Here is a 26156-nt window from a genome sequence, read left to right as displayed (position 1 = left end):
GCCATTGCATTCAAGCGGGTACCTGCCGTGCAGCCGCGACGATGCGGCTGATGGTTGGTTCGCTGACGCCGTAAAGACGCGCCATTTGCGCCGCAGTCTTTCGTCCTGAAATGATGTTTTCGACGACATCGCTTCGTTGCGTGAGAGAGAGTTTTGGGCGACGGCCGCCAACACGGCCTTCGGCACGGGCCTGATCAAGTCCGGCTGAGGTGCGCTCGCGTATCATGGCGCGTTCGAATTCAGCGAAGCAGCCAATCATCTGCATCATCATCCGCCCCGCTGGTGAGGTGGTGTCGACATTCTCGGTGACTGACCTGAATCCTCCTCCGCGCTCCTCGATCTTGTCAAGCAAGTGCAGCAGGTCCTTGAGTGACCGCGAAAGCCGGTCAAGCTTCCAGACGATGACGACATCACCGTTGCGGAGTTGATCGATCATCCGGTGCAGTTCGGGCCGATCCCAGCGCCCCCCGCTCGCCGTCTCCTCAAAGATGCGTTCGCATCCGGCTTCAGTCAACGCCCGGAGCTGAAGCGCCGTGCTTTGATCGTCACCCTTCGAGATGCGGGCATAGCCGATGAGCAATTCGATGCCTTTCACAAACGAACGTTTTCGTTGCCGATTTGATGCCGACGAAAATCTGCGGCGTTGTGTCTTGCAATAACCTCTTTCAAAACGGTGGTAAATAGCAAGAGGTTTTTGAAAGGAATTTTGTAATGCCCGCCCGAATTCCGATGACAGAGAAGCAGCGAGCGGCACTGCTGGCGCTGCCCGACACCGAAGAAGCTGTCGTCCACTACCACAGCTTGCCGATGAGCAGGGGCGTGCGCGACTGACGCGCATCGCGGCGGTGCTTGAAGCTTTGACCAAGGCGGCTCGCTGCGGCTCCGATATCACTGCTGCCGTCACAGCCATCGCCGAAATCGACATCATCGAAGCCGATGCCGCGCTGATCAGGCGAACAATCAAGCCGGGGCGTCCAGATGTCCTGGGCGAGCTTGCATCGGAATACCGGGTGTTCAAGCAAGTGGGCAACCGATTCCTGGCGTCTTTCGCGTTCGAAGGCCGAACGGCAACCGCCCCGCTGCGCACTGCAATGGGCGTATTGACCGAACTCGCTGGTGATTGGCGCAAAGCCCTGCCTGAAGACATCCCCCTCGGCCATATCGAACTTCGCTGGCATCGCCACGTCGTGAATGGGGGCAGGATCGACCGCATCTATTGGGAACTGGCGACCTATTTCGCTGTTTCAGCCGCACTGGCGTCCGGCGATCTCTGGGTTCCGACATCGCGCATCCATCGCTCGCTTGAAGATTTGTTGACGCCGCGAACACCAGCTACCGCGAAAGTTCTTGCGCCCTTTCCGCAACTGCCACGGCTGAGTGCCGACGAATGGCTCGCCGAGAAGGCGGCTCAACTCGACGCCGCCCTCCTCGAAACGGCCAATGGACTGTCTGGCAAGGATCCACTGCTGTTCACCGGTGACAAGCTCAGATTTCCTAAAGGACCCAAGGCGGAAGAGCTTGAGAATGACGCGGCAAAGCTGCTCGCCTCGCGCACCTACGGCGCGCTGCCAACGATCCGGATCACTGATGTTCTGTCGCAGGTTGTCCGCTGGACGGGCTTCACCGATCATTTTGGGCATGTATCATCGGGCCTCCCGCCCAGCGACGAGCGGGCATTTCTCGCCGCCCTGATCGCGGAGGCAACCAACCTCGGTTTAACGCGCATGGCCGATATCTGCGGTGTTGCATCGCGGCGGGCGCTGCTGCGGATGCAAACCTGGCACATGCGCGAGGATACATTCAGTGCCGCCCTGGCTTGTCTGACTGATGCCATTCATGCCGAGCCGATGGCAGCCTGGTTCGGCGAAGGTTGGCGAGCTTCGGCTGACGGCCAGCATTTCTACCTTGGCGGTCCAGGCGAAGGCGGTGGGACGGTCAATGCGCATTATGGCCGTGATCCCATCGTCAAAATCTACACGACAATCACGGATCGCTACGCACCGCTGCACCAGACTGTCATTGCGGGAACAGCAGGAGAGGCGATCCATGCCCTTGACGGCATCCTCGGGCACGAAAGCGGTGTTGCCATTTCATCGTTGCACACCGATGGCGGCGGTGTGTCGGATATTGTGTTTGCCGTCATGCACCTCCTCGGCCTGAATTTTGAACCGCGCATCCCGCGCTTGTCTGACCGGCGGCTCTACGCCTTCGAGCCGAAGGCGCGTTATGGAAGGCTGGCTCCGCTGTTTGGTTATCGGCTCGATGCAAATCTGATCGGCGCGCACTGGGATGACATCAACCCCCTGATTGACGCGATGCGCAACAAGGTCGTGACGCCGTCGCTGATCTTCAAGAAGCTCTCAGCGTTCCGCCAGCAAAACACATTGGCGGCAGCACTGCGCGAAATTGGCCGCGTCGAGCGCACCCTGTTCACGCTCCGCTGGTTCGAGGATCCAGCACTGCGCAAGCAGGTCACTGCGGAACTCAACAAAGGCGAGGCCCGGAACACACTGGCACGGGCCGTGGCATTCCATCGCCTTGGCCGCTTCCGTGATCGCGGCCACGAAAATCAGCAGACCCGCGCCGCCGCGCTCAACCTTGTCACAGCGGCGATCATACTGTTCAATTGCCGATCTCTCGATCGTGCAATCGGCGCGCTCAATATACGAGGTAGCGGCTACGAAGACGCGCTCCGGCAACTTTCACCACTCGGTTGGGATCACATCAATCTGACCGGTGATTATGTCTGGTCGGACCCGGCAAAATTTGACGCCGACGGCTTCCTTCCGCTCAAAATCAGCCAACGTTGACCGGGTCGCAGTGCCTACCGTGAATCTGTGTCCCAATAATGTACTGGGGCCACATAGCGACGGTAGTCGGCCTCCGTGTCAAAAACCTCGGCCGGGATGTCCGCCTTGGGATGTGCTGGAGTGGCTCCGGGGCATGCGGTTGTAGGTATATGGACAGGGAGCTCGCCTAGTTCTCCCTGAATCCGCGATTGAGCGAATCGCGAACCGGCGCGAGCACATAGTCGAACAGCGTATGCTCGCCGGTCAGTATCATGACTTCCGCGGGCATGCCCGGCGACAGTCGAACCTCATGGAGCTTTCCCAGCTCGGCGGCATCGACTTTCACCTTGGCGAGGAAATAGGGTTCTCCGGTCCTCTCGTCGGTGAGCCGGTCGGCCGATACGGATGTGAGCAAGCCGTTGATTTGCGGAAGATGCCGGCTTGGATAGGCGGACAGCACCACGCGTGCCGGCATATCAGGGTGTACCATGTCTATATCAGTCGGCCTGATCCGCGAATCGATGACCAGGTTAGGCTCGTCCGGAACGATATCGAGAAGGGGCTGGCCGCTGGAAATCACACCTGATTCGGTGGTGATACGCACGTTCATCACCGTTCCTGCAATCGGCGCGAGGATGGCGGTCCTGGCCAGCACATCCTGACGCGAGGGCAGCTGACTGCGCAATTCGGCCAGCTCGCCGCGCACCTTGCCAAGATCCTCGTTAGCCTTCTCACCATCCTGCTGTCGCAAATTGAGAAGCTGCAGCTCGGTCTCGCCGATCTGCTGTTCATTGCGCGCAACCTGCGACCGGTTCGATGCCTGGTTTGCCCGGATGTCGGCCTGGGCGCGCTGCAGTGCCAGGATCCGCGGCAGGCGTTCCAGTCCCTGTTTGTACATCTCCTGCGCCGAAGCGATCTCGCGGTCGATCAGCCCCAGTTGCTCGCCTTGGGCTGCGATCACTTCCCTGGACCCTTGGATTTGCTCCTCTATCTGCCGGATGCGCTTTTGGAGGATCTGCTCGCGCCCCGCGCGGGTTGCAAGGCGGCTGCGCAGCAGTCCCTGCTCTTCGGCGGCCACTTTCTGCGCGGCCTCGTTGTCAGCCGATATCAATTCCCTGGGAAAAATGATCAGATCTTCTCCGGCAAGCTCCGCACCCAGGCGTGCTTCGACCGCCAGCAAGCGAATGTAGCGCTCATGCAGCTCGTCGTAGCGGCCCTGTGCATCGATCGTCTTCATCCTTATCAGAACCTGGCCGGCGGTAACCTTGTCGCCTTCCCGCACATGGATTGTCCCGATGATACCGCCTTCCAGATGCTGGACGGTCTTCCGGTAACCTTCGGGGCTGACGACGCCGGGGGCCACGACGGCGTTTGCCAGGAGGGCCATATTTGCCCAGGCCACGGTACCGCCGACAAAGAACATGGCGGAAAAGTAACCGAGCATGCGCGCTGGCCGCGTCCGGCGTTTCAGGTCGCGTCCGCTCGCGTGAGACGCGCGCGACCGCCGCCCGACAAGCCCGCCGAGTACGAGCAGAAGCAGTGCTGTGGCGGCTGCCGCCAGCGCAGCGCGCACCGGCATGTCCAGCACGTCGCGCAGGCTGGCCACCAGCATGTCCAGTATCTTCGACAGTTCGTCAAATCGGTCGCTCATGGCTCACTCCGCCGCCTTCAATCTTGCCGGCACATTGATGGCAGTCTTGTCTTGCCCGGGCGTCGGCACGGCAGTCGGTTTGTGCTGGCCGCCCAGCGCGCCCAGCACCTCGTCACGCGTGCCGAACATCTTGACGGCGCCATCGTGCATGAAAACAACATGGTCCGCCGTGCGCAAAAGGTACGTCTGGTGGCTGACGAGAATGACGGTGCAGCCTCGTTCCTTCAAATCCCGAAGCACACTGAGCAGTGCCATTTCACCGTCGCCGTCGAGGCCGGTGTTCGGTTCGTCGAGCACGATGAGTGCGGGATTGCCGAACAGGGCTCGGGCGAGAGCGATGCGCTGACGTTGGCCACGCGAGATTCGTGCCCCGTGCGGCCCCACCTCGGTTTGATAGCCGTTCGGCATCCGCAATATCATCTCGTGAATGCCGGCAGCCTGCGCCGCGGCGATGACGGCGGCGCTGTCGACATCGCGCAGGCGCGCTATGTTCTCGGCGATCGTCCCGGGAAACAGCTCGACCTGCTGCGGCAGATAGCCGATGTGCATCCCCAACTGGTCGCAAGGCCAATTGGCGACCTCCGCTTCGTCCAGCCTTACATGGCCGAGCGACGGGCGCAGCGCTCCCACCATGAGGCGGCAGAGCGTGGTCTTGCCGGAGCCCGACGGACCGATCACGCCAAAAGTCTCGCCGGCCACGACGTTGAAGGATACTTTGTTCATCAGCGCCTGCTGTGTACCCGGCGCATAGTAGTACACGTCCTCGAGCTTCAGCCGGCCTTGCGGGCGAGGCAAGATTACGCCACCGCTCTGCCTGGGCCCGGTGTCGGCAAAGAGGCGCGTGAGGTTGCGACGCGCGGTGCGAGCGGTAACCAGGCTGCGCCAGGCTCCGATCGAGCGTTCTATCGGCGCCAGCGCGCGGCTCAGCAGGATCGATGCTGCGATCATCGATCCGGCCGTCAGTTCGCCACGCAGGACGAAATAGGCGCCAAGCCCCAGCACGGCCACCTGGAGGGCCAGGCGGAGCGAGCGCGACAGGCTGCCGATGGTGGTTGTGCGGCCGAGAAGCTGCGCCTGGATGGTCATGAACGACTGCTGCTTTTCTTCCCAGCGCTGCAGCGCCGGCTCCGACATGCCGAGCGAGCGCAGCGTCTCGGCGCCATCGATGTATTGGCCGGCCGCAGCCTGGTTACGGCGCAGCCCCGCCGCCGCCTCCTGGCTCTTGCGGCGGGTAAGGAAATCATTGGCGAGCGCGCCGCAGAATAAAAGGATCGCCCCGGCTATTCCGACCAGACCCAATGCCGGGTGCAGAAGCCACATGAACGCCAGGAAGACGGGCGTCCACGGCGCATCGAGAAAGGTCAGCATGCCGTCACCGGCAACGAAACCGCGCAGGTCCGACACGTCTTTCAGGCCGGTCTCGAGGCTGCTGACGCCCGCGAGCCGAGCCTCCATGGCTCGCTCGATCACCGGGACACTCAGCTGGTCGTCGAGCCATTGGCTGATATGTCCGAGGATCATGCGGCGGGCTTGCTCCAGCAAGCCATAGACGGCGATCGCGCCGATCACCGCCAGGGTGAGCCACATCAGCGTGTCGATCGACCCGCTCGACAGGACCCTGTCGTAGATCTGCAGCATGTAGACGGTGCTGGCGAGCAACAGAAGGTTGGCAAGCAGGCTGAAGATAAGCAGGGCGGGCACCTGGCGCCGCGCCAGATGCATCACCTCCTGAAACTGCGGTCTTGGCTGCGTCACGGATTGCCCCCCGTTGCGATGCTTTGGATTGGGCCCGGCCGGGCGCCAAGGCTGGCACCCGGCCGGTATCGCGTCAGGCTATGACGACGCCGTCTACGAGGCCGTCGTCGAAGATGCCGGTCCCGTCGATGCCAATGGAGAAGCCGTCGCTTGCCGTGTCGCCGTCGGCATCGGCGATCTGCACGGTGAAGTCGAGCTTCTCGTCGGGCGCTGGCTGCGTCTGGGCAAGGCCGAAGCCGCCGATGTCGAAAGTGTTGTTGTCGTTGCCGGCAACGAGGTCCGTGTTGCTGATGTTTTCAATCAGGACGCGGTCATGGGTTCCGCTCGTCGTCCATTGCACCTTGTCGCCGGTGCTCAGGCCGGTGATTATCAAGTTGCCGTCGGCGTCGATCGAGGCGGCCGGAGTAAATTGCGTATTGCCTGTCTTGACGACGAAGTCGGTGATCGAGAACGACGTGATGGCGACGTGCGTGTCGTCGGTGAGCCCGTCGACGAAATCCCCCCCCGGCTCCGCGTCGGTGCTGAAGGCCGAGATCTTGACGGTGACGGGTCCGACGCCCGGATTGGTCTGGTTGACAGTGAAGGACGCCGTGGTTGCATTGAAGACGCCCGTGAAGGCGATGTTGGCTTCGACATCGGCCTCGTTCTGGTCCAGATTGGGCACGAGGAAGTTCGTGTTCGCGCCCGTGACGTAGGTGATGAACGCCCCCTCATCGGGGTTGATCGCGTTGCCGTTGACGCCGAACGAGGTGGTGCTGCCGGCCTGGCTGATATTGAGCACATCCTTGGTCGTGATGTTTCCGCCCTGGGACTGATTCAACGGGTCTTCCCCGATCACCACGATCTGGGTGGAGGTCGGATCGCCGAAGGTCATGAACAGGTTGCTGCCGGAGGGTGCCCCGGCGAAGCTGAAATTCACCTCCGCGGGCGGAGGATTCTGGAGGACATCGAAGGTGTAGTTGCCGCCCGACAGGGTCAACTTGAAGAAATCGATGTCCCCGACGGTGTGCGTGCCGCTGCCATCAACATCCTTGAAGTAGGTAGCGACAGTATTGCTGTTCGTAAGGTCCCTGAGCAGCGTTACCTGCGAGGATGTGCCGTCCAATATCGTCAGGGTCGTCGGCGAGCTCGTGATGCTATAGGTTGCCGGGTCATCCGCCCCGACCACCCCGCTGAGCGTCTTGGTCACGGTGCTGCCAGCAGCGAAGTTCACCAGGCCGTCGCTGATAGGCCCGATGGCCGGTCCGTCGTCCTGGAACTGCACGGCATCGCCGATGCCGGTCGAGGCCGTCGCTGTGTCGCCGTCACCGTCGGTGACCGTCACCACCGCCAGCAACGCGCCGTCGGTGATGCTCACCGACTCGTCGTAACTGGCACCCGGGGTCGGATGATGGAGCGAAGCGTACTGCGCCACGCTCACGACCCCGGTCGCGCTGTCGATTGCGACGGCGAACGCCGCCGCTCCCGCGGCTGAGCCTATGCGGCCGACCACCAGGTTGCCTTCCTTGAACAGGAAGATGCTGGTGCCGGCGGTCGTGTCGAGGCCGGAATCCACCCCTGCCGCGGACACAGCCAGCGAGAACGCCGTCGTCCCGCCCTCCTGGTCCGCGCCGAACGCGCTTCCCGTCGAGCTCACGACCGGGCTTGCGTCCTGCGCGTAACCGGTGGGGCTCAGGTCGGCACTTTTATTGGCGACCCCGGCGAACAGCGCCACCACCGCTGCCGCCGTGGTGTCGTCGGCATCGGCGTCGACGCCCGCGGTCTCGTCATGCGCCACCGTCGCGGCGCCCTGCACGATCGCCGCTGTCGGCCCGTCGTCCTGGAACTGCACGGCATCGCCGATACCGGTCGAACTGGTCGCGGTATCGCCGTCGCCGTCGGTGACCGTCACTACCGCCAGCAATGCGCTCTCGGTGATATTCACCGCCTCATCGTGGCTGGCACCGGGGGTCGGATGATGGATCGAAGCGTACTGCGCCACGCTCACGACCCCGCTCGTGCTGTTGATCGCGACGGCGAACGCCGCCGCCCCCGCGGCTGAGCCTATGCGGCCGACCACCAGATCGCCTTCCTTGAACAGGAAGATGCTTGTGCCGGCGGTCGTGTCGAGGCCGGAATCCACCCCTGCGGCGGACACAGCCAGCGAGAACGCAATCGTGCCCCCGTCTGTACCCGTAGAACTGCCGGTTGAGCTCACCACCGGGCTCGCGTCCTGTGCGTACCCGGTCGGGCTCAGATCGGTGCTGACATTGCTGACGCCCGCGAACAGGCTGATGACTCCTGCGGCAGTGGTGTCGTCGGCATCGGCCTGGTTGCCCGCGGTCTCGTCATGCGCCACCGTCGGAGCGCCTTGGACGATCGCCGCCGTCGGTCCGTCGTCCTCGATGACGATCTGCTGGCCGACGAACGTCGAGGCGCCGCTGGATGTCACGATGCCGAAGCCGCCGATGTCGAAGGTGTTGTTGTCGTTGCCGGTAATGCCATCCGCGTTGCTGATGTTTTCGATCAGCACGCGGTCATGGGCTCCGCTCGTCGTCCACTGCACCTTGTCGCCCGTGCTCAGGCCGGTGATTATCAAGTTGCCGTCGGCGTCGATCGAGGCGGCCGGAGTAAATTGCGTATTGCCTGTCTTGACGACGAAGTCGCTGATCGAGAACGACGTGATGTTGATGTGCGTGTCGTTGGTGAGCCCGTCGACGAAACCCGTGCCCGGTTCTGCTGCGGTGCTGAAGGCCGAGATCTTGACGGTGACGGGTCCGACGCCCGGATTGGTCTGGTTGACGGTGAAGGACGCCCCCGTCGCATTGACGACGTTCGTGAAGGCGATGTTGGCTTCGACGTCGGCCTCGTTCTGGTCCAGATTGGGCACAAGGAAGTTCGTGTTCGCGCCCGTGACGTAGGTGATGAACGCCCCCTCAGTGGGGTTGATCGCGTTGCCGTTGACGCCGAACGAGGTCGTGCTGCCGGCCTGGCTGATATTGAGCACATCCTTGGTCGTGATGTTTCCGCCCTGGGACTGATTCAATGGGTCTTTCCCGATCACCACGATCTGGGTGGAGTTTGGATCGCCGAAGGTCATGAACAGGTTGCTGCCGGAGGGCGCTCCGGCGAAGGCGAAGTTGAGCTGCTCACTCGCCGCGAGCTTGAGGGTGTTGCCGAGATCGACCGCGTCATCCGGGTTGGTGCTGTTGCCATGGAAGATCGGAACGTAGGTGACGATGTTGAAGGTCACCTGGTCGCTGGTCGCGCCGGCGTTTACCACGTCCTGCTTGAAGATGACGAAGGCGATCGCGTCGGCACTGCCGTTGCCATCGCTGTCATATCTCCCGATCACGGTGTCGTTTGCGCCGGCGAAGAGCAGGATATCCTTGCCGTCGACGGTGTTGAGCCCGCTATCATCGCCGTTGAGGGTGCCGCCACTGCCGTCGGTGAACGTAGTGCCGACGAGCTGGGAGCCGGCGGTGGCGTTGACAGTGACCGAGTTCGTCTTGGTCGCGACGCCGACGCTGGTCGGGAACGCGGAGTTCAGCCCGAGAGTCGTCTCGAGATAGGTCCGGAACGAAGCCGGAAGAGAGGAGTACGCAACATCGGTATCCGTAAAGGCGTCATCGATGTTGTCGCCGGTTTGCAGCCCGGTGGTCTGGTCATTGACGGCCTCGTCGTTGAGAATGAAGGTGATTGCCATGGTCGTTTTCCCCTTCGTTGAATTTGTTTCTAACGATCCGCACATCGGATGACGCCGGAATGCACCTGCATGGGTGCACCCCATCGCGTACTGAATGGCGGCACTCAATTCTTCATTGTGTCGCCGATGGAGAGGACGCGTCCATTCGCGGTTCGATAGTGTTATGGTCAATGCCCCTATCTGATCGAACGATATACATCCTTCGATAGGGTGAGCCGCGACACGCGCTTGCGGATGACCGCGCTGGCGTACGGGCGATCGATATGCTGGGGGTTTTCCGGCCTGTTGCCGGTATCGCGCTGACGCAGGCGGCCTCGCCGCCTGACCGAAAGTGAAGATCAAAGGCCGCTCTTGTAGCCTATTCCCGAGCGCCTTTGCCATGTGCCGCCCAGGCCAGCTCTGCCCTGCTGCCGAGGTGGAGCTTCTCGTAGACGTGGTGCAAGTGCATCTTCACCGTGCCTTCGGAAACATGCAGCCGCTGCGCGATGATCTTGTTGCGCAAGCCACGCGAAACCAGGTCGGCGATTTCCTTCTCGCGCCCTGTGAGCTTGTGTGCGGCCTGGGGCACCGATCGCGGCATCAGGAGATGCTGGAGGATGTTGTTATCGACCCATTTTCGACCGGCCGCCACGACATTTACGCATTCGACAAGATAGCTATCGCTGATGCCGTCCAGCAGCAAGCCGTCGGCGTCGAGCTCCTGTATGTCCTTGACGCCGAACCCGCCGTTTGGTTGCAGGATGAAAATTATGCCCAGCGCGCTGTTCATAGTTCTCAGTCGAGAGGAGAGAGCGGCCGTCTGCTGACCGGCAATGTCCACGCCTATGACGACTATATCAGGCCGATGACGCTCTACATGCGGGACAACGTCAATTATGCTATGGCAGTTTGCCACAACGCTGTGGCCAGCCTTCCGCAGGACCCACTCCAGACCGGCGAGATAGACTCCCCGCGGGTCCGCAACAACCAAGGTTGACATGCGAACACCGTCCCCAAAAAACGCACGACTTACTTAATTATCAATGAATCAAGGAAAGCAGAGCTCCGAGCGTTTGTCAAGAAATCTCTAATATACCTGCAGCAACGTGCCAGGCGCTCAACCTCTATCAATGCCCGAGCCGCGTCCGACGTGCGCTCCTGTCTGTCGTGTTTTCTTTGAAGGTTTGCCTTTCCCTCATTGTTGGCCCCGATCTGACCCAGCGCAGTGTTGCCCCACCGAACCGCTGTCGGGAGATCGTGTTCCCCTAAGATAACAAAAAAAGCCCGCCGCACCTTGCGGCACGGCGGGCGATCAGTCGGTTCACCAGGCACGAGGGGTGGGCGCAGCTTCGAAGGCCTTTCTTACGTCGTCGGCTGTGCCCTCGCCATCATGGACGGCCATGCAGGCCTCGACCGCCTTCTTCCACTTAGGCTGATTCAACGTCGCTTTGATCGAGACGGTGTCCCCATTGGTCCGTCCTGTTGAGGATTGCGTCGATTGCCTGATCTAGAACTGGACCGACCCGTGCAGTATTATCATACACCAAAAAGCGCACCCCGTTGCAGAATCGCAGAGCGCGAGAAATGATAGAACCCTTGAAGCTGGTTATTGGGTAATAACCAGACGCCACCGGAAGTGATTGCGGATGTGGTCGTTGAAGAAGCGGCCCTTGGCGAAGGCGGCTTTGAACGCGGCGAAGGTCTCCGGCGGCACGTCCTCAAACTCGTACCGTTTGCCGCTGGCGACGAACCACACCGAGAGGATTCTGCTGTCGGGATCGTATTCCGTTTTGCGTATCGAGGTGGATGGCATGACGGCAGCTCAATCAAAAGTAATCGACGAGCGGAGCGGCGGTCGCGTTCCCTCGTGGTATCGCTCCCGAGCAGCGCATGAGGATTTTCTCTGGCCACCTAACGCATCGCGGCGTCGCAACACGCGGCAGGTACGGTGCTCCGGAAGCCAGTTTTCGGTCCCTCTTTTGTCCGAAATCGGCGTGAAGGGTCGGATCGTTCCGTAGCCCCACGCGTTGGAGAAAACGCAACGGGAGGAACGAACATGTCAGACGAGAAACACGACATTAGGCGCCGCGCTTATGAGATATGGGAACGAGAAGGCCAGACGCACGGCTTGCATGAGCGCCATTGGAATCAGGCAACCCTAGAGATCGAGACCGAAGACCGCTCGCTCGGTGCTCGTCCACCGGCAATAACTGGTGCCGATGTACCAGGTCCCGCGCAGACCCCAAGCCGAGAGAAGAAAGGCAAGCGCGCTGCGGGTCAATCGGATGTTGAGGCGGCGGAAGCACTGGCGATGAGAACAGGCATCACCGGCGATCAAGCTCAAGAGCTTATCGACCGCCTCGGTGACGATCCGCTGGCGCTCGATGAGGCGGCGCGGACCCTTAGGGCGTCCGAACGGTAACCGCCGGCTTTCTCAGGCAGCCCATCGTTGTAACTCGACAGATCGCCGCAGATTTTCAATCTCCGTCCCCCCGCCAGCGGACCGCCGCATCGGTCGAGCAAATGAAAGCCCGCGCCTCAGGCGGAGAGAGCGGGCCGCTCGGGTCGCGGTCTGAGTTTCATGACGTTGGACCGAGATCGCGGTTTCGCCTTCGACGCTCGATGATGCGAGCGTTTCGACGAGCAACTCTAAGTTCGGTAAGCGTCGGCTGCCACCAGCCGCGGGAGTGCTCCATCGGTCCGGCCTCACGACGAGCGGGCCATGTCCTGATGAGTTCCGTCAGTGTCGCCGAGCGCCACGTTCCCCACACCAAGTCGAAGTCCGCCCGCATCGCGTGTGGGTAGAAAGCAGTTACTACCGACGGCTCGGCGACTTCACCTGACGATTCGGTAAAGACGACAACGCCGTACTGTTCTGTTGCGACAGCTCGGCCCATAGGCGGCAAGTCTTCGGCTGGCAACGGATAGCGATGGCGGCGGCGTTCTGCGTATCGCAACCGCGTGGCTCTTTGAGCCTCCGAGTTCTTCTCCGCCTCGCGTCGATGCTTCCTTTCCTGGGGTTCGTTACGTCTGGCAGCCTTTTCGATTGTTGGCCACCGGCGCCGCAGTTCTTCATACGATCGAAACGGCACACGCCACGCCCGGAGTTCATCATCCCAACTTGCCCAGGGAATTTCGTGTAGTTCCCGAAGGAGGGTCTTCGAATAGGGTGTCCGAATGCGCAAGTCGTCGGCTATCTCGAGATAGGGACTGGAGATCGGATCGAAAGCGAAGGCGTCGCGCCCCTTGCTGTCGGCGTGGATCGCCAGCAACTCGGCCTCACGCGCCAGCCAGCGGTCAACCCGGCGGGCCGCCGTCTTGCCTGGTACAAAACCAGCTCCTGCGCTCGTCGCTCCACCTCGCTCGCGGAAATGCCGCCCGAAATCGTTCGACAGTCATTCGGTCATAAGGAAAGTTCGCCAAGGCACCAGGCGTGCCTTGTTTCTCCAGCGCATGCTGATGCTTTGGTTCCTCCACGGTCATGCCGTCAATTGTGTTGGATTCGCAGAGAAACGTGCCGCCGGCCCTAATGGTTCACACGCGAACCAGAACGTGAGTGCCCTTCGCAAGGGACGCCGCCAATCACGACGGACGCCCCCGAGTGCGTCACAGGCTGAGCATAACGCCTTGAGGGATTGCCCGAGAAGAGAACGACGCTGCGCTCCTTTCAGCTCTGCTTGCAGCTCTAATGTGCAGTGTTCGCCATGCGCACCTTGCGGGGCGAAGCTTGCGCGCCATGCTGATCGCATGAGGGGTCTTACAATTGCGCTGACGACTATGCTGGTCGGGATCGTACCGGCCAGCGCTGACGTCGCGTTTGATACCTGCATCAAGCAACTCTGCACATCGACCAAACAGGCCGATTGTTGGGTTAAGGCAGGCGCCGCGCTATGCGATCTCGATCAGATCCAGTGCAAGGAGCTTCCCGATCACGCGCCGGCGGCGGTGAAGCGTAAAGTCGCTCGGCGGTGGGAAGTGCGGACCGCCTACGGCAATGGCTGGGTGAGCGACCGAATGATGACGATCAACGGTTCAAAATGCGGGTATTGACGCGACCGCAGGCTGGGAAACTGGCCATTCTGATCTTGCTGATTTCGACGGCTCCTGGCGTAGCTGCGGAATGCCGCTCCGTGGGCGGGCATCTGTTGGTGAGCCGGTGACAGCTACACGCCGCGCAACACCGAGCGGAGATCGGGCCGCGAACAGGCTGGCATTGCGTATGTCTGTGATCGGGCCATCAAGTTCTGACGTTGGATTTGCCCCTGCGAGAAACCAGAGCCAATCTATCACTGCCTATTCGGCACCAGCCTGGGCGGCGATTTCGTCACCCGTCATGCTTTCCACTGGTGGGCTTGGCGAGGCTCAGACTTCCGTAGTCTCGAAGGGCAAAAGCTCCACTCCGCCGTCCGCAAAATTGCCAAGATCGGCCGCCGTGGCCTGACCCTCGGGAGATGAAAGGGCCGCTTGAATGTCCGCAACGGAATCGAAGTGGAGCGTAGCTACAAGATGGTAACCTGAGGCCCCGCCCGGCGAATCGACGCCGCCATCGCTAATTTCGTATTTCCTCAAGCCGGGAATCGTTTTGGCGAGCGGAATGTGGGTCGAAACATAGTAACGATCGAATGCGGTCAGGTCTTTCGGCGTCTTGAAGAGTGCGACAAGTCTGGCCATGCGCCCCCCTTTTCAACCGACACTCGCCGCCGGCTACTTGCGCAAAAGAATACTCCTCAGCAAGGGCGCTGGCAAATGAGGTCGACCCTCCCTCCGCAGACCAAGATGAGCTGGAGATCAAAGCTCTTCGTGGTGGCCTTATGGATATATTCGGAACAACGGTCGCCCCGCAAAGTGCGGCCTAAGCGCAATCGAACGTGTTTGGTGGCGTGAGCAGGCTTTCCCTGTCCGGCACCTACGGTGCGGAGCGCGCCCGGCCAGAAGATATTGTTGGTCGCAGGCAGCTTTCTTCCGCGCCTCATCTAGTGGTAGGAATCTGACGCTTGGTATCCGATACGGATTACCTGTTCCGACCCTTCTTTGCCCTTTGTTCGGAGGACTTCTAAGGCAAGAATTGTGAAGGGTTACGGATGCCGGCCATCGACGTTGTGCCTGGCGCTGGGCCGGCGTCCGGAAGCCTCCAGAGAACGAATCCGCGGGATGGAGAGCGCGGTTCCCGGTCTATGGGGATTTAAGGTTTGAGCCTGGTCCGCTTCGGTCGAAGTGATGGCCTTGGACGGGGGAGCGGGTGTCGCCGATATCGCTCATATTTGCGCGTGATCGTCGCATGCGGGGCGGTTTCAGCGTGGTGAGCCGGGAGGTTGGGGGTTGTGGGCGGCGGCGCACGAAGCCGTCCCTCCGGGGACGATAAGGTCCCTCGGCAGAGATGACGCGCGGTGATGAGCGGGGCATGATCATGATGCTCGGGCTCCGCTTGTCGCGTTGCCGGATGGGGGTGCTCGGGCGTTGCCGCCGCGCTCGAAGGTCTCAATGATGATCATGCGGCCGCCGCAGCACGGACACGGCGGCCGCCAGTCGGTTGGGGCGGCATCGGCGCTATCGGATCCGCCGCATTCGACCTTGGGCTGGGGCGCGGCGAGAAGCGCGCGAGCGCGCGCGATGTTGGCCTTGCGGCCGGCGCTGGCGAGCAGCCCGTAGTGACGGATGCGGTGGAAGCCCTTGGGCAGCACGTGGAGCAGGAAGCGGCGGATGAACTCGCCCGGATCGAGCGTCATGGTCCGATAGCGCTCGCGCCCGTTGCAGCGGTAATCTTTGCAGCGGAACGTCACGCCGGCTTCGTCGAGGGCGATCAATCGGCTGTTGGAGATCGCGACGCGGTGGGTGTAGCGCGACAGGTAGGCCAACACCGCCTCAGGTCCGGCGAAGGGCGGCTTGGCATAAACGAACCAGTTCTTCCTCCGAAGCGGTGCCAGGAAGGTAGCAAAGGCGCTGTGCTCAATCAGACCGTCGTGATCACCGAAGAACTGCAGGCGCCCAGCAGCATGGGCGTCGGCGAGCTTCGCCAGGAAGAGCCGTCGGAACAACCTCGACAGCACGCGCACGGGCAGGAAGAAGCCCGGCCTGCAATGCACCCAGCGCTCGCCGTCGAGCGAGATGCCGCCACCGGGCACGATCATGTGCACATGCGGGTGATGGGTCATCGCCGAGCCCCAGCTGTGGAGCACGGCGGTGATGCCGATGCGCGCGCCGAGGTGCTTTGGATCGGCCGCGATCGTGAGCAGCGCCTCGGAGGCGGCGCGGAACAAAAAGTCGTAGATCACGGCCTTGTTGTAGTAGGCGATGTCGGCAATCTCGGCCGGCAGCGTGAACACGACGTGGAAGTAGCCGACCGGCAAGAGATCGGCCTGGCGCGCGGCGAGCCAGTCCCGTGCCGCCGCGCTCTGGCATTTGGGGCAGTGCCGGTTGCGGCAGCTGTTATAGGCGATGCGGCTGTGGCCGCAGTCCTCGCACGCCTCGACATGGCCGCCGAGGGCAGCGGTACGGCAGCTCTCGATCGCCGACATCACCTTCATCTGGCCGAGGCTGAGATGACCGGCATGCGCCGCGCGCCAGGTGGCGCCATGGCGATGGAAGATGTCGGCGACCTCCAGTGACGGGCGGCTCACCGCCGCAGCGTCATCTGTCCGGTCGCGTCTCGTCCTGCGTCAGCAGCTTGATCCGGTCGAGCGGGCTCATCACGGTGCGGATCGTGTTGGTGGCGACGCGGGCATAGAGCGCGGTGGTGTCGAGCTTGGCGTGCCCGAGCAGGACCTGGATGACGCGGATATCGATGTCCTGCTCCAGGAGATGGGTGGCGAAGCTGTGGCGCAACGTGTGCGGCGTCACCCGCTTCCTGATCTCGGCCGCCTCCGCAGCGGCATGAACAGCGCGGTTCAGCTGGCGGCTGGAGAGCGGTGTGACCGGATTGCGTCCTGGGAACAGCCAGCCCCGCGGCAACATCACGCCGCGGCGCTTGCCCTCCCGCCACCAGGCGCGCAGCAGTTCGAGCAGACGCGGCGACAGCATGGCGTGGCGATCCTTGCGGCCCTTGCCTTGTTCGACGCGGATCAACATGCGCGCCGAGTCGATGTCGGTCACCTTGAGCGCCACCACCTCGGAGACCCGCAGCCCAGCGCCGTAGGCCGTGCCGAGCGCGGCCTTGTACTTCGGCCCCGGCGCCGCTTCGAGCAGCCGCGCTACCTCCTCAGCGCTCAGCACCAGCGGCAGCTTGCGCGGCTGGTGGACTATCGCGAGACGACGAGAGAGATCGGGTCGGTCGAGCGTGACGGTGAAGAAGAAGCGCAGCGCCGAAACCGAGCTGTTGATGCCCGGCGGCCGCATGCCGCTCTCGGTCTGGTGCACTTGGAAACGGCGGAGATCCTCAGCCGTCGCCGCGTCGGGCGAGCGGCCGATGAACGCCGCAAATCTCTTCACGCAGCGGATGTAGTCACGGCGCGTGTCCTCGGTGAAGCCACGCACGTTCATGTCTTCGATCATGCGCTCGCGAAGCGCGCTGCCGGGCGGATGCGAAGGGAAGGTCATCGGATGCTCCTCTCAAGCTGAAGGTTGACCCTTCATGCTCGGAGGCCGATGCCTGTCCGTCACCCCTCGTCGATTACAACCTCACCGGCGCTGCCGATAAACCAGCAGGCCTCGAACCTGCGCCCTCCCGCGCGAGCGCGTTCGTTCCCTGACCCAAAGGCGACTGCCAAATTGTTCGGATAGATGTCCGCTTCGGCTGAAAGCTGACCTTTAGGACCTTTAGTTCGAATCTCGTGTGGCGCGCCAATTTTCTACCACTCCAGAACAAAACTGGGAACCGGGCAGTTTCTCACCGGAGGCAGGGGAGCACTCAAGAGACACCCGGGTTCCGCTCAGCGACCGGCGGCTCTTGCGCCACATCTCGGCCGTAAAGGCCAGCTTGGCCTGCGCCCCGAAGCACATTGTCCCCTTCCGCCGAGTAGCCGTCATAGTAACCCAGTCAGATCGGCGCTCTATAGTATTTGGATAGACAAATCCGGCGCTATCTCAAGGACGCCATGACCCAACAACTCGCTGCTATCAGGCAGCCCGATGGACATCTCCGCATGGTCCCAATACCATTTGTGGAAGTGAATTTTCTGAGGCACCTACCTCAATGGCCGAAGAACGCGTCCAGCGCCGTCTTGCCGCAATTCTGGCCGCGGACGTTGTCGGCTACAGCCGCCTCATGGAAGCGGACGAGCAAGGAACGCTCGAGGTCCTCAAGGCCCGACGGCGCGATATTCTGGCTCCCCTGATCACTCGATATCGAGGCCGCCTAGTCAAGGTCATGGGTGACGGCGTTTTGGTCGAGTTCGCCAGCGCGGTCGATGCCGTACAGTGCGCAATCGATCTCCAATACCGCACCGCCGAGGCCAACGATAGTTTGCAGGACTCCCGGCGAGTAATCCTGCGCATCGGCATCAATCTCGGCGATATCATCGTGGACGGTAGCGATCTTTACGGCGACGGCGTCAACGTTGCCGCTCGGCTGGAGGCGTTGGGCGAACCTGGAGACATCTGCGTTTCGGGGAGCGTCTACGATCAGGTCAAGCGGAAGGTGGAGAGCGGGTTCGACGATCTCGGGCAGAAGTCGTTGAAGAATATTGCTGAACCTGTGCGCGTCTACCGGGTGCGGCACTTGGCAATTGCGGACCGGAAAGATGGCGAAACCGGACCACTGCCGCTGCCGTCAAAACCCTCTATCGCCATCCTGCCTTTCACCAACATGAGCGGCGACGCCGAGCAGGACGTGTTCACGGACGGGTTGACTGAAGACCTCATCACCGATCTGTCGCGAAACGCCAGCCTGTTCGTGATCGCCCGCCATTCGACCTTTGCCTACAAGGGAAAGTCGATCGACATCCGGCTGATTGCTCGTGATCTTGGCGTCCGCTATTTGCTGGAAGGCAGCGCCCGCCGTGCCGCCGGTCGTGTGCGCATCAACGTTCAGTTGATCGATGCCGTCAGCGGAACTCATCTTTGGGCGGACCGCTTTGACCGCGATCTTGAAGATATTTTTGCTGTGCAGGACGAGGTGACCGCCAAGATCGTCGAGGCTCTGATCGGCCGCCTGGTGACACAGCCGCCGCGTAACCGGCCAAACAGCATGGAAGCCTATGATCTTTGCGTGCGTGGCCGGACGCTGATCGGGATTTCGCCGGAGGCGTCGCGCGAATCGCGTCTTTTGTTGCAGCGGGCGATCACGCTCGACCCGGACTATGCGGAGGCGCATCGGCTCCTGGCCTTTCACCTCTGGCAGGCTTGGGCGCAGTGGGGCGAGCCAGAAGTGCCCAACCGGCTTGTGGCCGTTGCCATGGCAGAAAAAGCCGTGAAGCTCGACCCGAACGATGCCGGCTGCCGCTTCGTCCTTGGCCACTTGCTGGCATATGAACGGCGCTGGCCCGCGTCGGATGCGGAGTTCGCGACCGCGCTCGAGATTGACCCGAATTATGCCGATGCCTGGGCGGACCTGTCGGACTTTTCGGTGTTGAGCGGTAAGCCCGCCACCGCGATTGAACAGGTCCAAAAGGCACTGCGCCTGAACCCGCACCCGCCCAGATGGTACTATTGGGATCTGGGATTCGCGCAATACGCCGCCCGCCAGTATGAGTTGGCAGTCGTCACGTTACGCAATGAGGCCACGTACCGAACGATTTCGCGGCGCGTGCTTGCAGCAAGCCTTGCACAACTGGGACGAACGGACGAGGCCCACCAGGAAGGCGCGCTGTTCATGGCGAGCAATCCACATTTCACGATCAGCCATTGGGCCGCTTCACAGCCCTTTCGAGATCAGGCAACGCGTGACCATTTCGTCGACGGATATCGCAAAGCAGGCCTGCCAGATTGAACGAGAACCGCTGAATCGACGGCATCTTCATGATCTTGGCTGATATTGGATGGCAGGTATGATTCAGCTTTCCCGCTTACCTCCAGGAGGGAACGCCCGCCTTGCAGGCAAGTGGCGCTAGTTGCCCGTTCCGGCAGCCGGCTCAAACGCCAAAGTTTGACCCAAGGCGGACGCCTGATCACTAGGAGCGTATCGTCCGCTTTGCTGCCAGAAGCTGTCACCGCCGCGGTAACCATGTCGGACTACAGCATTTCCCTGGCATCTGAGTTAATATTGCGGCTGAGGGACCCGAATTCAGCCTTGGGAGAGCTGTGTGGACGTTGCCGCTTGGTTGCGAGGCCTCGGCCTCCAGCAATACGAGCAGGCATTTCGCGACAACGCGATCGACGCGGAAGTCCTGCCGGAGCTGACCGATGCCGACCTCGAGAAGCTCGGTATGCTCCTCGGTCACCGCAAGCGATTCCGCAAGGCGGTAGTGGGGCTGGGGCCGTCGTCAAGCCATCCCGACGCGAACACCGATGACATCGCGGCTCAGAGCCGCACCCGGGAGCTAAGCGCGGAGCGTCGACAGCTGACCGTCATGTTCGTGGATCTCGTCGGCTCGACGGCGCTGGCGACGCGTCTGGATCCCGAGGACCTGCGTGAGATCATCGGAGCGTATCACCGCTGTGTCGCCGATACGGTCGCCCACTTCGGCGGCTTTGTCGCCAAGCACATGGGCGACGGAGTTTTGGTGTATTTCGGCTACCCGCAGGCGCACGAGAACGCCGCCGAACAGGCGGTGCGCGCTGGCCTTGCTCTCGTCGATGCCGTTAGGCGACTCCCAGAGCCCGAGCCATTGCGGGTTCGTATCGGCATCGGCACCGGACAGGTGGTCGTCGGCGATCTGATCGCCGCCGGCGAAGGGCACGAGCGCGGCGTCGTGGGCGAGACGCCGAACCTCGCCGCCCGCCTGCAAGCTCTTGCCGAACCCGACGCGGTCGTGATCGGGCCGCAAACGCGGCAGCTGGTGGGCGATCTTTTCGAATATCGCGATCTTGGCGCCGTCGAGGTGAAAGGCGTTCCGGAGCCGATCCATCCCTATCAAGTGCTTCGCGAGAGCGCTGTCGAAAGCCGGTTCGAGGCGCTGCATGGGACGACGCCCACGCCGCTGGTCGGGCGTGAGGAGGAGGTCGACCTGCTGCAGCGCCACTGGCATCGCGCGAAAAGTGGTGAAGGTCGTGTGGTGCTGCTCTCAGGCGAGCCCGGCATCGGAAAGTCGCGCCTCACCGTCACCTTGCAGGAGCGGATCCAGAATGAGCCACACACCCGTTTGCGCTATTTCTGTTCGCCGCACCATCAAGACAGTGCGCTCCACCCGACCATTGCGCAGCTAGAACGTGCCGCCGGGTTGGGGCGCGACGACCCGCCTGAGAGGAAGCTGGATAAGCTTGCGGCCCTGCTTGCCCCGGCCTCGCCGGAGGACGGGGCGCTGCTGGCCGAGCTGCTGTCGTTGCCGACCGAAGGCCGCTTCCCGCCTCTCCAACTGACGCCCCAGCGTAAGAAAGAGAAAACTTTCGATGCGCTGCTCCGGCAGCTCGAAGACCTGGCGCGACAAGGTCCGGTGCTGATGCTCTTCGAGGATGTGCACTGGATCGACCCCAGCTCGCGCGAGCTGCTCGACCTTGTAGTCGAGCGGGTGCCGCTCCTGCCAGTGCTGCTTCTCCTCACGTTCCGCCCCGAGTTTCAACCGCCGTGGACCGGGCAGGCGCACGTCACGGTTCTTGTCCTCAACCGCCTCGACCGTCGTGAAGGCGCCGCGCTGGTCCAGCGGGTCGTCGGCACCGGGGAGCTGCCGAGCGACGTTGTCGCGGAGATCATCGAGCGCACCGATGGGGTGCCACTGTTCGTCGAGGAGCTGACCAAGGCGGTGTTGGAGGGCGGCAACACCATGACAGTGCTCTCAAGAGCTGCTGCGACGGCGTTGAACGTCCCCGCCACGCTGCATGCCTCGTTGATGGCGCGGCTCGATCGCCTCGGCTCAACCGTTAAGGAGGTCGCACAGGTCGGCGCGGTTCTCGGTCGGGAGTTCTCCTACGAATTGCTGGCAGCGGTCGCACAGCGAAATGCCGCTGAGCTAGATGGCGCACTGGATCAACTCGTCAGCGCCGGTCTGGCGTTCTGCCGCGGGACGCGGCCACTGGCCACTTACCTCTTCAAGCATGCGCTCGTTCAGGACGCAGCCTATGGCACGCTGCTGCGCGCTAAGCGCCAGGAGCTACATAAGCGTGTCGCAGATGTGTTGGAGGAAAAGTGGACCGAAATCACTGAAGCGCAACCCGAGCTCCTCGCGCACCACTTTCAGGAAGCTGGGGATTGGGCGGGCGCGCTCGATCACTGGCAAAAGGCGGGAGGGGCCGCCGTGGCCAGAGCTGCCACTAGGGAAGCCGTGTCGCACTTTGCCAGTGCGATCGACTGCAGCAGGAGACTTGGCGACGTCTCCGGCGGTGCCGAACGGATGACACGTCTCCACCTAGCGATGGCCAATGCCTTGATGCAGGCTGAAGGGTATCGTTCTGAGCGCCTTGGGAAGGCGCTTCAAGATGCACGTCTTGCTGCCGCGAACACTGCATCGGTCGAATTGCAATGTGACGTTGCGCTTTCACTCGCTCCATTTTTTTATGCCACTGGGCGCAATCAAGATTACCTGACCCTGGCCGAAGAGCAGCTCGCAAACGATGCCAATCTCGTTCCAGGGGCCTATCTGAGTGCACTTTGGGCGGCAAAGGGGATTGCTCACTACAACCGGGGAGAACAACCGCTGGCAGCGGAGGCCCTACGCAAGGCCTTAGCTCTGATTGAACGTGTTGAAGCAAGTCGTCGTATCTTGTTCGCTGGTGCGGATCAACGTCTCTCTGCCCAAGAGTATCTTAGCGGTTCACTGATCATATTGGGCTTCTTTGACGATGCCGTCGAACAAAAAGAGCAACTGATTCGAACTGTCGGTCAGCTCGATAAACCCTTCGACCTCGCCTGGTATCTTCTCGCTCAGTGTGAATTTTTTGCTATATTCAGTCAATACGAGGAACTCCTTGAGAACGCTACGAAGATCGTCGAAATTTGCGAGCGGCATGGCTACGCGGCGCGTCGAAGCAGCGGCATTAGGTGGCGTGGTCATGCCCGCTCGCATTTAGGTGAACTGGATGCCGGCATCGATGACGTCCGGGAGAGTATGGTTCTTTGGCGTGGGCAAGGCGTGGTATTTCACTCCGCTGACAAAACATGCGCACTTTGTGATCTTCTCCTGCGGGCCGGTCGCATCGAAGACGCATCGCAAGTGCTTGATGACGTCGATGCGCTCGTTCTCGATACGGACGAAGCATGCTACCTAGCAGAATGTATTCGCTTCCGTGGCCAAATCGCCGCTGGCCGAGGTGACCTGACGGGTGCCGCTCGGCTATTCGAAACAGCGATTGCAACTTCAAAGCGGCAGAAAGCGCGACTTTTTGAACTCCGCGCCACAACGCAACTGACACTGGTTCTCGCACGACAAGGTCGTGTCAATGACGCCAAAGCGCGCCTACAATCTGTGATCAACACATTTGAAACCAGATATCCAATCGTCGACCTCATCGCGGCACAAAGGGCGCTGGACGCCCTGAGTCGCTGAGGTCGCATCGTCTGCGTCGGTTCCGACAACGTAGTTTGCGTCGATTTGATGCAGGCTTGGCTCATTGCGCACCCGAGACGCGCGTTCGTCCGTTTGGACTGGAATGTAACGGAATGGTTGAGATGAGACGTTCACGCTTGTCCCCGCGTAGGTCCGAACATGGCGCGACCGCGCCGATCAGCCAGCGCGACCGGGTTTCACGGTGAATGTGGCTCGTCGGCCGAAGAGGGTGGAAAGTTCGCATTGGCGCACTTCAATCTGGACCGGCTGGGTGCGCCATTTGCTGACCTTCATTGCGTTTCTCCAAACCTGCCGTTCGCGCTACAGCCTGATACGACCGATATTGTTGAAAAAAGTCCGACGCACCACAAAGTAGGCGCCGGCGGTAAGCGAGCTTTGTAGCGCCGGTCAAGCAGCCGGGCACACCACCCACGGCGGCGTTACCCCAGCGAGGTTGCCAACTTGCGCAGGATGCCTGTCGTATTGTTGTCGATGGTTGAGCCATGAGAGACGAGGATCCGCTTTAATGACGGCAGTTCGGCCCAGCGTCTGAGTTGCGCAGCGAACTCCGCCTTGTCCCTGATCATCGTCAGCCTGACGGGAATTGGTATGCGCGGCTCGTTGCCAGCGAAGCGCATCAGCCGCAGGAACCATCCGCCGAAGCCGGATGTCTTTTGGATGTTGCCAACCACGTCGTTGAGGATCAGCGTGGTGCCGTTTGGGCCGCGGACTTCGAGAGCGGCCTCCTTCTGGCTTGTTCCGGGAACCGTGACCAATGCAACATGGGGGTCGTTGAAGTCCGCGTGCGTTGCGTCAACCGGGACCGCCTTCTCAACCTTCGCGCGCGCGCCAGCAGGCGCAATAACTTGTAACCGCGGATAGCGGTCCTTCCAGATCTTGGCGTCAAGCCGGTGATGACCATTCGGCACGATCATGAACGTTGGCGTGCCAAAATCCTCAAGTGTCCGCATTTCATGTTCGTCGAGCGCGATCGCGTTGAAATGACAAGTCGCCCGTCAAGCAGACGCACCACAGTCATCCGCCGCGGAAGGCTGGTCAACGGCATCTGGATCTCTCCGACGACCGAGAGAATACTGTCGTCAACTTTGGTCAATTTACCGTGGGGCAGGACCTTCCATTCAGTGAGCGTTTTGGACACGGAAAGGCACCTCGATCGCATGTGAAAAGTCAACGCACCCGAGCCCCAAAGCGTTCCGCCGACGAACTGATCGAACAGGCTGGCCAATATCGGCTTCTGGCGCACGCGGTCGGGTTGGTGCGTTCAGCCTTCAGATTGCCCGATGTGGCTCGGAAAGGTCCCGCCGGGTGGGACGAAGGTCATCGTCGCCGAAGTTCTGACCAACGACCGGACTGCACGACCTTCCGGACCTTCCGTGACAGTGTCTGAGCGAACCGAGGCCTTCGACAGCCACCTCGGTGGTCCTCCAATTTGGGGAAGCGTTACGCTCGCTCCATTCTGCTAACGTGCGTTGACACTCGAGGAAAAAGCCATGCCCAACCCGTCGCAACAGATCATGAGGCTAGGATTCGGGTTCGCCGTGTCACAGGCGCTGCGCGTCGTGATCGAACTTGGTGTCCCCGATCTCCTGGCCGCCGGCGAGCAGTCGGTGGATGAACTGGCGGCTGCCACTCGGTCAGATGCTGACGCGCTTTATCGTGTCATGCGACTTCTCGCGGCTGAAGGTGTCTTCAGGGAAGTATTGCCCCGGCATTTCGAGTTGACCGAGGTTGGCGCAGTGCTGCGCTCCGATCGGCCGGGTCCCCGTGACTTCGTGCGTATGATCAACAGCGAAGCTTATCTTGCCTTCGAGCAGCTTGTGTATTCTGTCCGCACAGGAATGCCAGCCTTCGACAAGGTGTTCGGGAGCCCAAGGTTTGACTGGCTGTCGGAACACCCGGAACAGGCTGCCTTGTTTCAGCGTGCGATGGTAGCCTTGAGCCAAGGCAGCAACGAGGCCGTTGCCGAAGCCTATGACTTCGGGCCATTCACGCGGATCATCGACGTTGGCGGCGGACATGGTCAGCTTCTCTCGGCGATCCTGGCCCGTAACCCCCATTTGAGCGGCGTGCTTTTCGATCTGGCGTCAGGGGTCGCGGCAGCACAGCAGGGTGCCGGAGGCGACCTGCCGCGCACCGATTTTATCGCCGGTGACTTCTTTGAGAGCGTCCCCAGTGGTGACATCTACGTCATCAAGAAAGTCGTTCACGATTGGGATGATGAGCGTGCTGCAGCGATCCTGCGAAATTGCCGTAAGGCTATGCTGGCGAACGGGAGAGTGCTCGTGGCCGAGACGCTTGTGCCGCCGGGTGGCGAACCGGACCTGATTAAAGAAATCGACGTGGTCATGCTCGCCGTCACCGGCGGCCTGGAGAGGACGGAGGCACAATATGCCAGCCTGTTCGACGCCGCCGGGCTACGGCTTGAACAAGTGATTCAGACCCAAGGACCCATTTCCATCCTTGAGGCGTCTCCGGCCTAAGACTGGATTGCGGTCGGGCATCCCTTTGGGAAAGGCGAAGTTGAGCCACAGTCCGGACGTTCCAACTTCCTTTCGGGAAGGACTGTGTTGGGTCGACACCGGTCGGAACGCGAAGGGCGGCTCTGGAGATGCGCCGGGAAGGTCGGCAATTGGCGCGAGCGCGACTTTGCTCAAGGAGAAGTCATGACCCCAAGCGGAAGTTCGGCCGGATAGACTCCTTCAAACTGCGTCAATACAATCTCTTTCGCCGAGTTTTAAGAGCCAGCGGTCAAGCAGGGGCGACGT

General features: G+C 61.6%; 17 protein-coding genes and 1 pseudogene. 6 read left to right on the top strand and 12 right to left on the bottom strand.

Features of this window, described 5'->3' with window-relative positions:
- Positions 1–10: 10 nt before the first annotated feature.
- Complete coding sequence (locus tag AC0NIE_RS03010) at positions 11–586, bottom strand: recombinase family protein (RefSeq protein ID WP_473489831.1); 576 nt, start codon at positions 584–586, stop codon at positions 11–13.
- Between the two features lie 271 nt (positions 587–857).
- Here AC0NIE_RS03010 and AC0NIE_RS03005 point away from each other — a divergent pair, with 271 nt between their 5' ends.
- Positions 858–2810: a Tn3 family transposase gene (locus tag AC0NIE_RS03005; RefSeq protein WP_473489822.1), complete on the top strand. Its 1953-nt coding sequence runs from the start codon at positions 858–860 to the stop codon at positions 2808–2810.
- A gap of 166 nt (positions 2811–2976) precedes the next feature.
- On the opposite strand, the gene AC0NIE_RS03000 is transcribed toward AC0NIE_RS03005, so the two are convergent.
- From AC0NIE_RS03000 to AC0NIE_RS02980, 5 genes are all read right to left on the bottom strand, one after another.
- Complete coding sequence (locus AC0NIE_RS03000) at positions 2977–4401, bottom strand: HlyD family type I secretion periplasmic adaptor subunit (RefSeq protein ID WP_473489830.1); 1425 nt, start codon at positions 4399–4401, stop codon at positions 2977–2979.
- Between the two features lie 42 nt (positions 4402–4443).
- Complete coding sequence (locus tag AC0NIE_RS02995; RefSeq protein ID WP_473489821.1) at positions 4444–6195, bottom strand: type I secretion system permease/ATPase; 1752 nt, start codon at positions 6193–6195, stop codon at positions 4444–4446.
- 73 nt (positions 6196–6268) lie between these two features.
- Positions 6269–9880 (bottom strand): beta strand repeat-containing protein, encoded by a 3612-nt coding sequence (locus tag AC0NIE_RS02990; protein ID WP_473489820.1) that lies wholly within the window; start codon positions 9878–9880, stop codon positions 6269–6271.
- Positions 9881–10238: 358 nt separating this feature from the next.
- Positions 10239–10649 (bottom strand): helix-turn-helix domain-containing protein, encoded by a 411-nt coding sequence (locus AC0NIE_RS02985; RefSeq protein ID WP_473489819.1) that lies wholly within the window; start codon positions 10647–10649, stop codon positions 10239–10241.
- An 816-nt stretch (positions 10650–11465) separates the two neighbouring features.
- Positions 11466–11672, bottom strand: a complete 207-nt coding sequence (locus AC0NIE_RS02980) for a KTSC domain-containing protein (RefSeq protein ID WP_473489818.1) — start codon at positions 11670–11672, stop codon at positions 11466–11468.
- A 243-nt stretch (positions 11673–11915) separates the two neighbouring features.
- Between AC0NIE_RS02980 and AC0NIE_RS02975 the strand changes: the two genes are divergently transcribed.
- Positions 11916–12281 (top strand): DUF2934 domain-containing protein, encoded by a 366-nt coding sequence (locus AC0NIE_RS02975; RefSeq protein ID WP_474045884.1) that lies wholly within the window; start codon positions 11916–11918, stop codon positions 12279–12281.
- A 157-nt stretch (positions 12282–12438) separates the two neighbouring features.
- On the opposite strand, the pseudogene AC0NIE_RS02970 reads toward AC0NIE_RS02975, so the two are convergent.
- Positions 12439–13342, bottom strand: a pseudogene (locus AC0NIE_RS02970) (hypothetical protein).
- A 294-nt stretch (positions 13343–13636) separates the two neighbouring features.
- Between AC0NIE_RS02970 and AC0NIE_RS02965 the strand changes: the two are divergent.
- Entirely contained in the window at positions 13637–13909 is a 273-nt protein-coding gene (locus AC0NIE_RS02965) for a hypothetical protein (protein WP_474045881.1), read from the top strand.
- Positions 13910–14221: 312 nt separating this feature from the next.
- On the opposite strand, the gene AC0NIE_RS02960 is transcribed toward AC0NIE_RS02965, so the two are convergent.
- The 3 genes from AC0NIE_RS02960 to AC0NIE_RS02950 all read right to left on the bottom strand — a co-directional run bounded on the left by AC0NIE_RS02960 (position 14222) and on the right by AC0NIE_RS02950 (position 17392).
- Complete coding sequence (locus AC0NIE_RS02960; protein WP_473488463.1) at positions 14222–14530, bottom strand: EthD family reductase; 309 nt, start codon at positions 14528–14530, stop codon at positions 14222–14224.
- 734 nt (positions 14531–15264) lie between these two features.
- The gene (locus AC0NIE_RS02955; protein WP_473488464.1) at positions 15265–16476 is read right to left on the bottom strand and encodes an IS91 family transposase; all 1212 of its coding nucleotides are present in this window, start codon (positions 16474–16476) and stop codon (positions 15265–15267) included.
- 10 nt (positions 16477–16486) lie between these two features.
- Positions 16487–17392: a tyrosine-type recombinase/integrase gene (locus AC0NIE_RS02950; RefSeq protein WP_473488465.1), complete on the bottom strand. Its 906-nt coding sequence runs from the start codon at positions 17390–17392 to the stop codon at positions 16487–16489.
- A 595-nt stretch (positions 17393–17987) separates the two neighbouring features.
- Between AC0NIE_RS02950 and AC0NIE_RS02945 the strand changes: the two genes are divergently transcribed.
- Together AC0NIE_RS02945 and AC0NIE_RS02940 are read left to right on the top strand one after the other, a co-directional pair.
- On the top strand, positions 17988–19721 hold the full coding sequence (locus AC0NIE_RS02945; RefSeq protein WP_473488466.1) for an adenylate/guanylate cyclase domain-containing protein: 1734 nt from the start codon (positions 17988–17990) through the stop codon (positions 19719–19721).
- A gap of 313 nt (positions 19722–20034) precedes the next feature.
- A complete protein-coding gene (locus AC0NIE_RS02940) occupies positions 20035–23370 on the top strand; it encodes an AAA family ATPase (protein WP_473488467.1) in 3336 nt (1111 codons plus the stop codon).
- A 440-nt stretch (positions 23371–23810) separates the two neighbouring features.
- Here the strand turns inward: AC0NIE_RS02940 and AC0NIE_RS02935 are convergent, their stop codons facing one another.
- Together AC0NIE_RS02935 and AC0NIE_RS02930 are read right to left on the bottom strand one after the other, a co-directional pair.
- A complete protein-coding gene (locus tag AC0NIE_RS02935) occupies positions 23811–24341 on the bottom strand; it encodes a hypothetical protein (protein ID WP_473488468.1) in 531 nt (176 codons plus the stop codon).
- Complete coding sequence (locus tag AC0NIE_RS02930) at positions 24302–24616, bottom strand: hypothetical protein (RefSeq protein ID WP_474045876.1); 315 nt, start codon at positions 24614–24616, stop codon at positions 24302–24304. Before AC0NIE_RS02930 ends, AC0NIE_RS02935 begins: the two co-directional genes overlap by 40 nt.
- 265 nt (positions 24617–24881) lie before the next feature.
- On the opposite strand from AC0NIE_RS02930, the gene AC0NIE_RS02925 reads away from it, so the two are divergent.
- Positions 24882–25871 carry a methyltransferase gene (locus tag AC0NIE_RS02925; RefSeq protein ID WP_473488469.1) on the top strand — a complete coding sequence of 330 codons (990 nt, stop codon included), beginning with the start codon at positions 24882–24884 and terminating at the stop codon, positions 25869–25871.
- Positions 25872–26156 lie beyond the last annotated feature (285 nt).

Source organism: Mesorhizobium sp. WSM4842 (assembly GCF_055901575.1).
The sequence above is the reverse complement of the archived record's forward strand: the minus strand, read 5'-3'. Positions and strand labels throughout refer to the sequence as shown.

Coding starts and splice junctions, on each gene's coding strand:
- AC0NIE_RS02945 (WP_473488466.1), top strand. CDS start 17,988: ATGGCCGAAGAACGCGTCCAGCGCCGTCTTGCCGCAATTCTGGCCGCG.
- AC0NIE_RS02975 (WP_474045884.1), top strand. CDS start 11,916: ATGTCAGACGAGAAACACGACATTAGGCGCCGCGCTTATGAGATATGG.
- AC0NIE_RS02990 (WP_473489820.1), bottom strand. CDS start 9,880: ATGGCAATCACCTTCATTCTCAACGACGAGGCCGTCAATGACCAGACC.
- AC0NIE_RS02965 (WP_474045881.1), top strand. CDS start 13,637: ATGCTGGTCGGGATCGTACCGGCCAGCGCTGACGTCGCGTTTGATACC.
- AC0NIE_RS03000 (WP_473489830.1), bottom strand. CDS start 4,401: ATGCTGGTGGCCAGCCTGCGCGACGTGCTGGACATGCCGGTGCGCGCT.
- AC0NIE_RS02960 (WP_473488463.1), bottom strand. CDS start 14,530: ATGGCCAGACTTGTCGCACTCTTCAAGACGCCGAAAGACCTGACCGCA.
- AC0NIE_RS02935 (WP_473488468.1), bottom strand. CDS start 24,341: ATGCGGACACTTGAGGATTTTGGCACGCCAACGTTCATGATCGTGCCG.
- AC0NIE_RS02980 (WP_473489818.1), bottom strand. CDS start 11,672: ATGCCATCCACCTCGATACGCAAAACGGAATACGATCCCGACAGCAGA.
- AC0NIE_RS02950 (WP_473488465.1), bottom strand. CDS start 17,392: ATGACCTTCCCTTCGCATCCGCCCGGCAGCGCGCTTCGCGAGCGCATG.
- AC0NIE_RS02925 (WP_473488469.1), top strand. CDS start 24,882: ATGCCCAACCCGTCGCAACAGATCATGAGGCTAGGATTCGGGTTCGCC.
- AC0NIE_RS02985 (WP_473489819.1), bottom strand. CDS start 10,649: ATGAACAGCGCGCTGGGCATAATTTTCATCCTGCAACCAAACGGCGGG.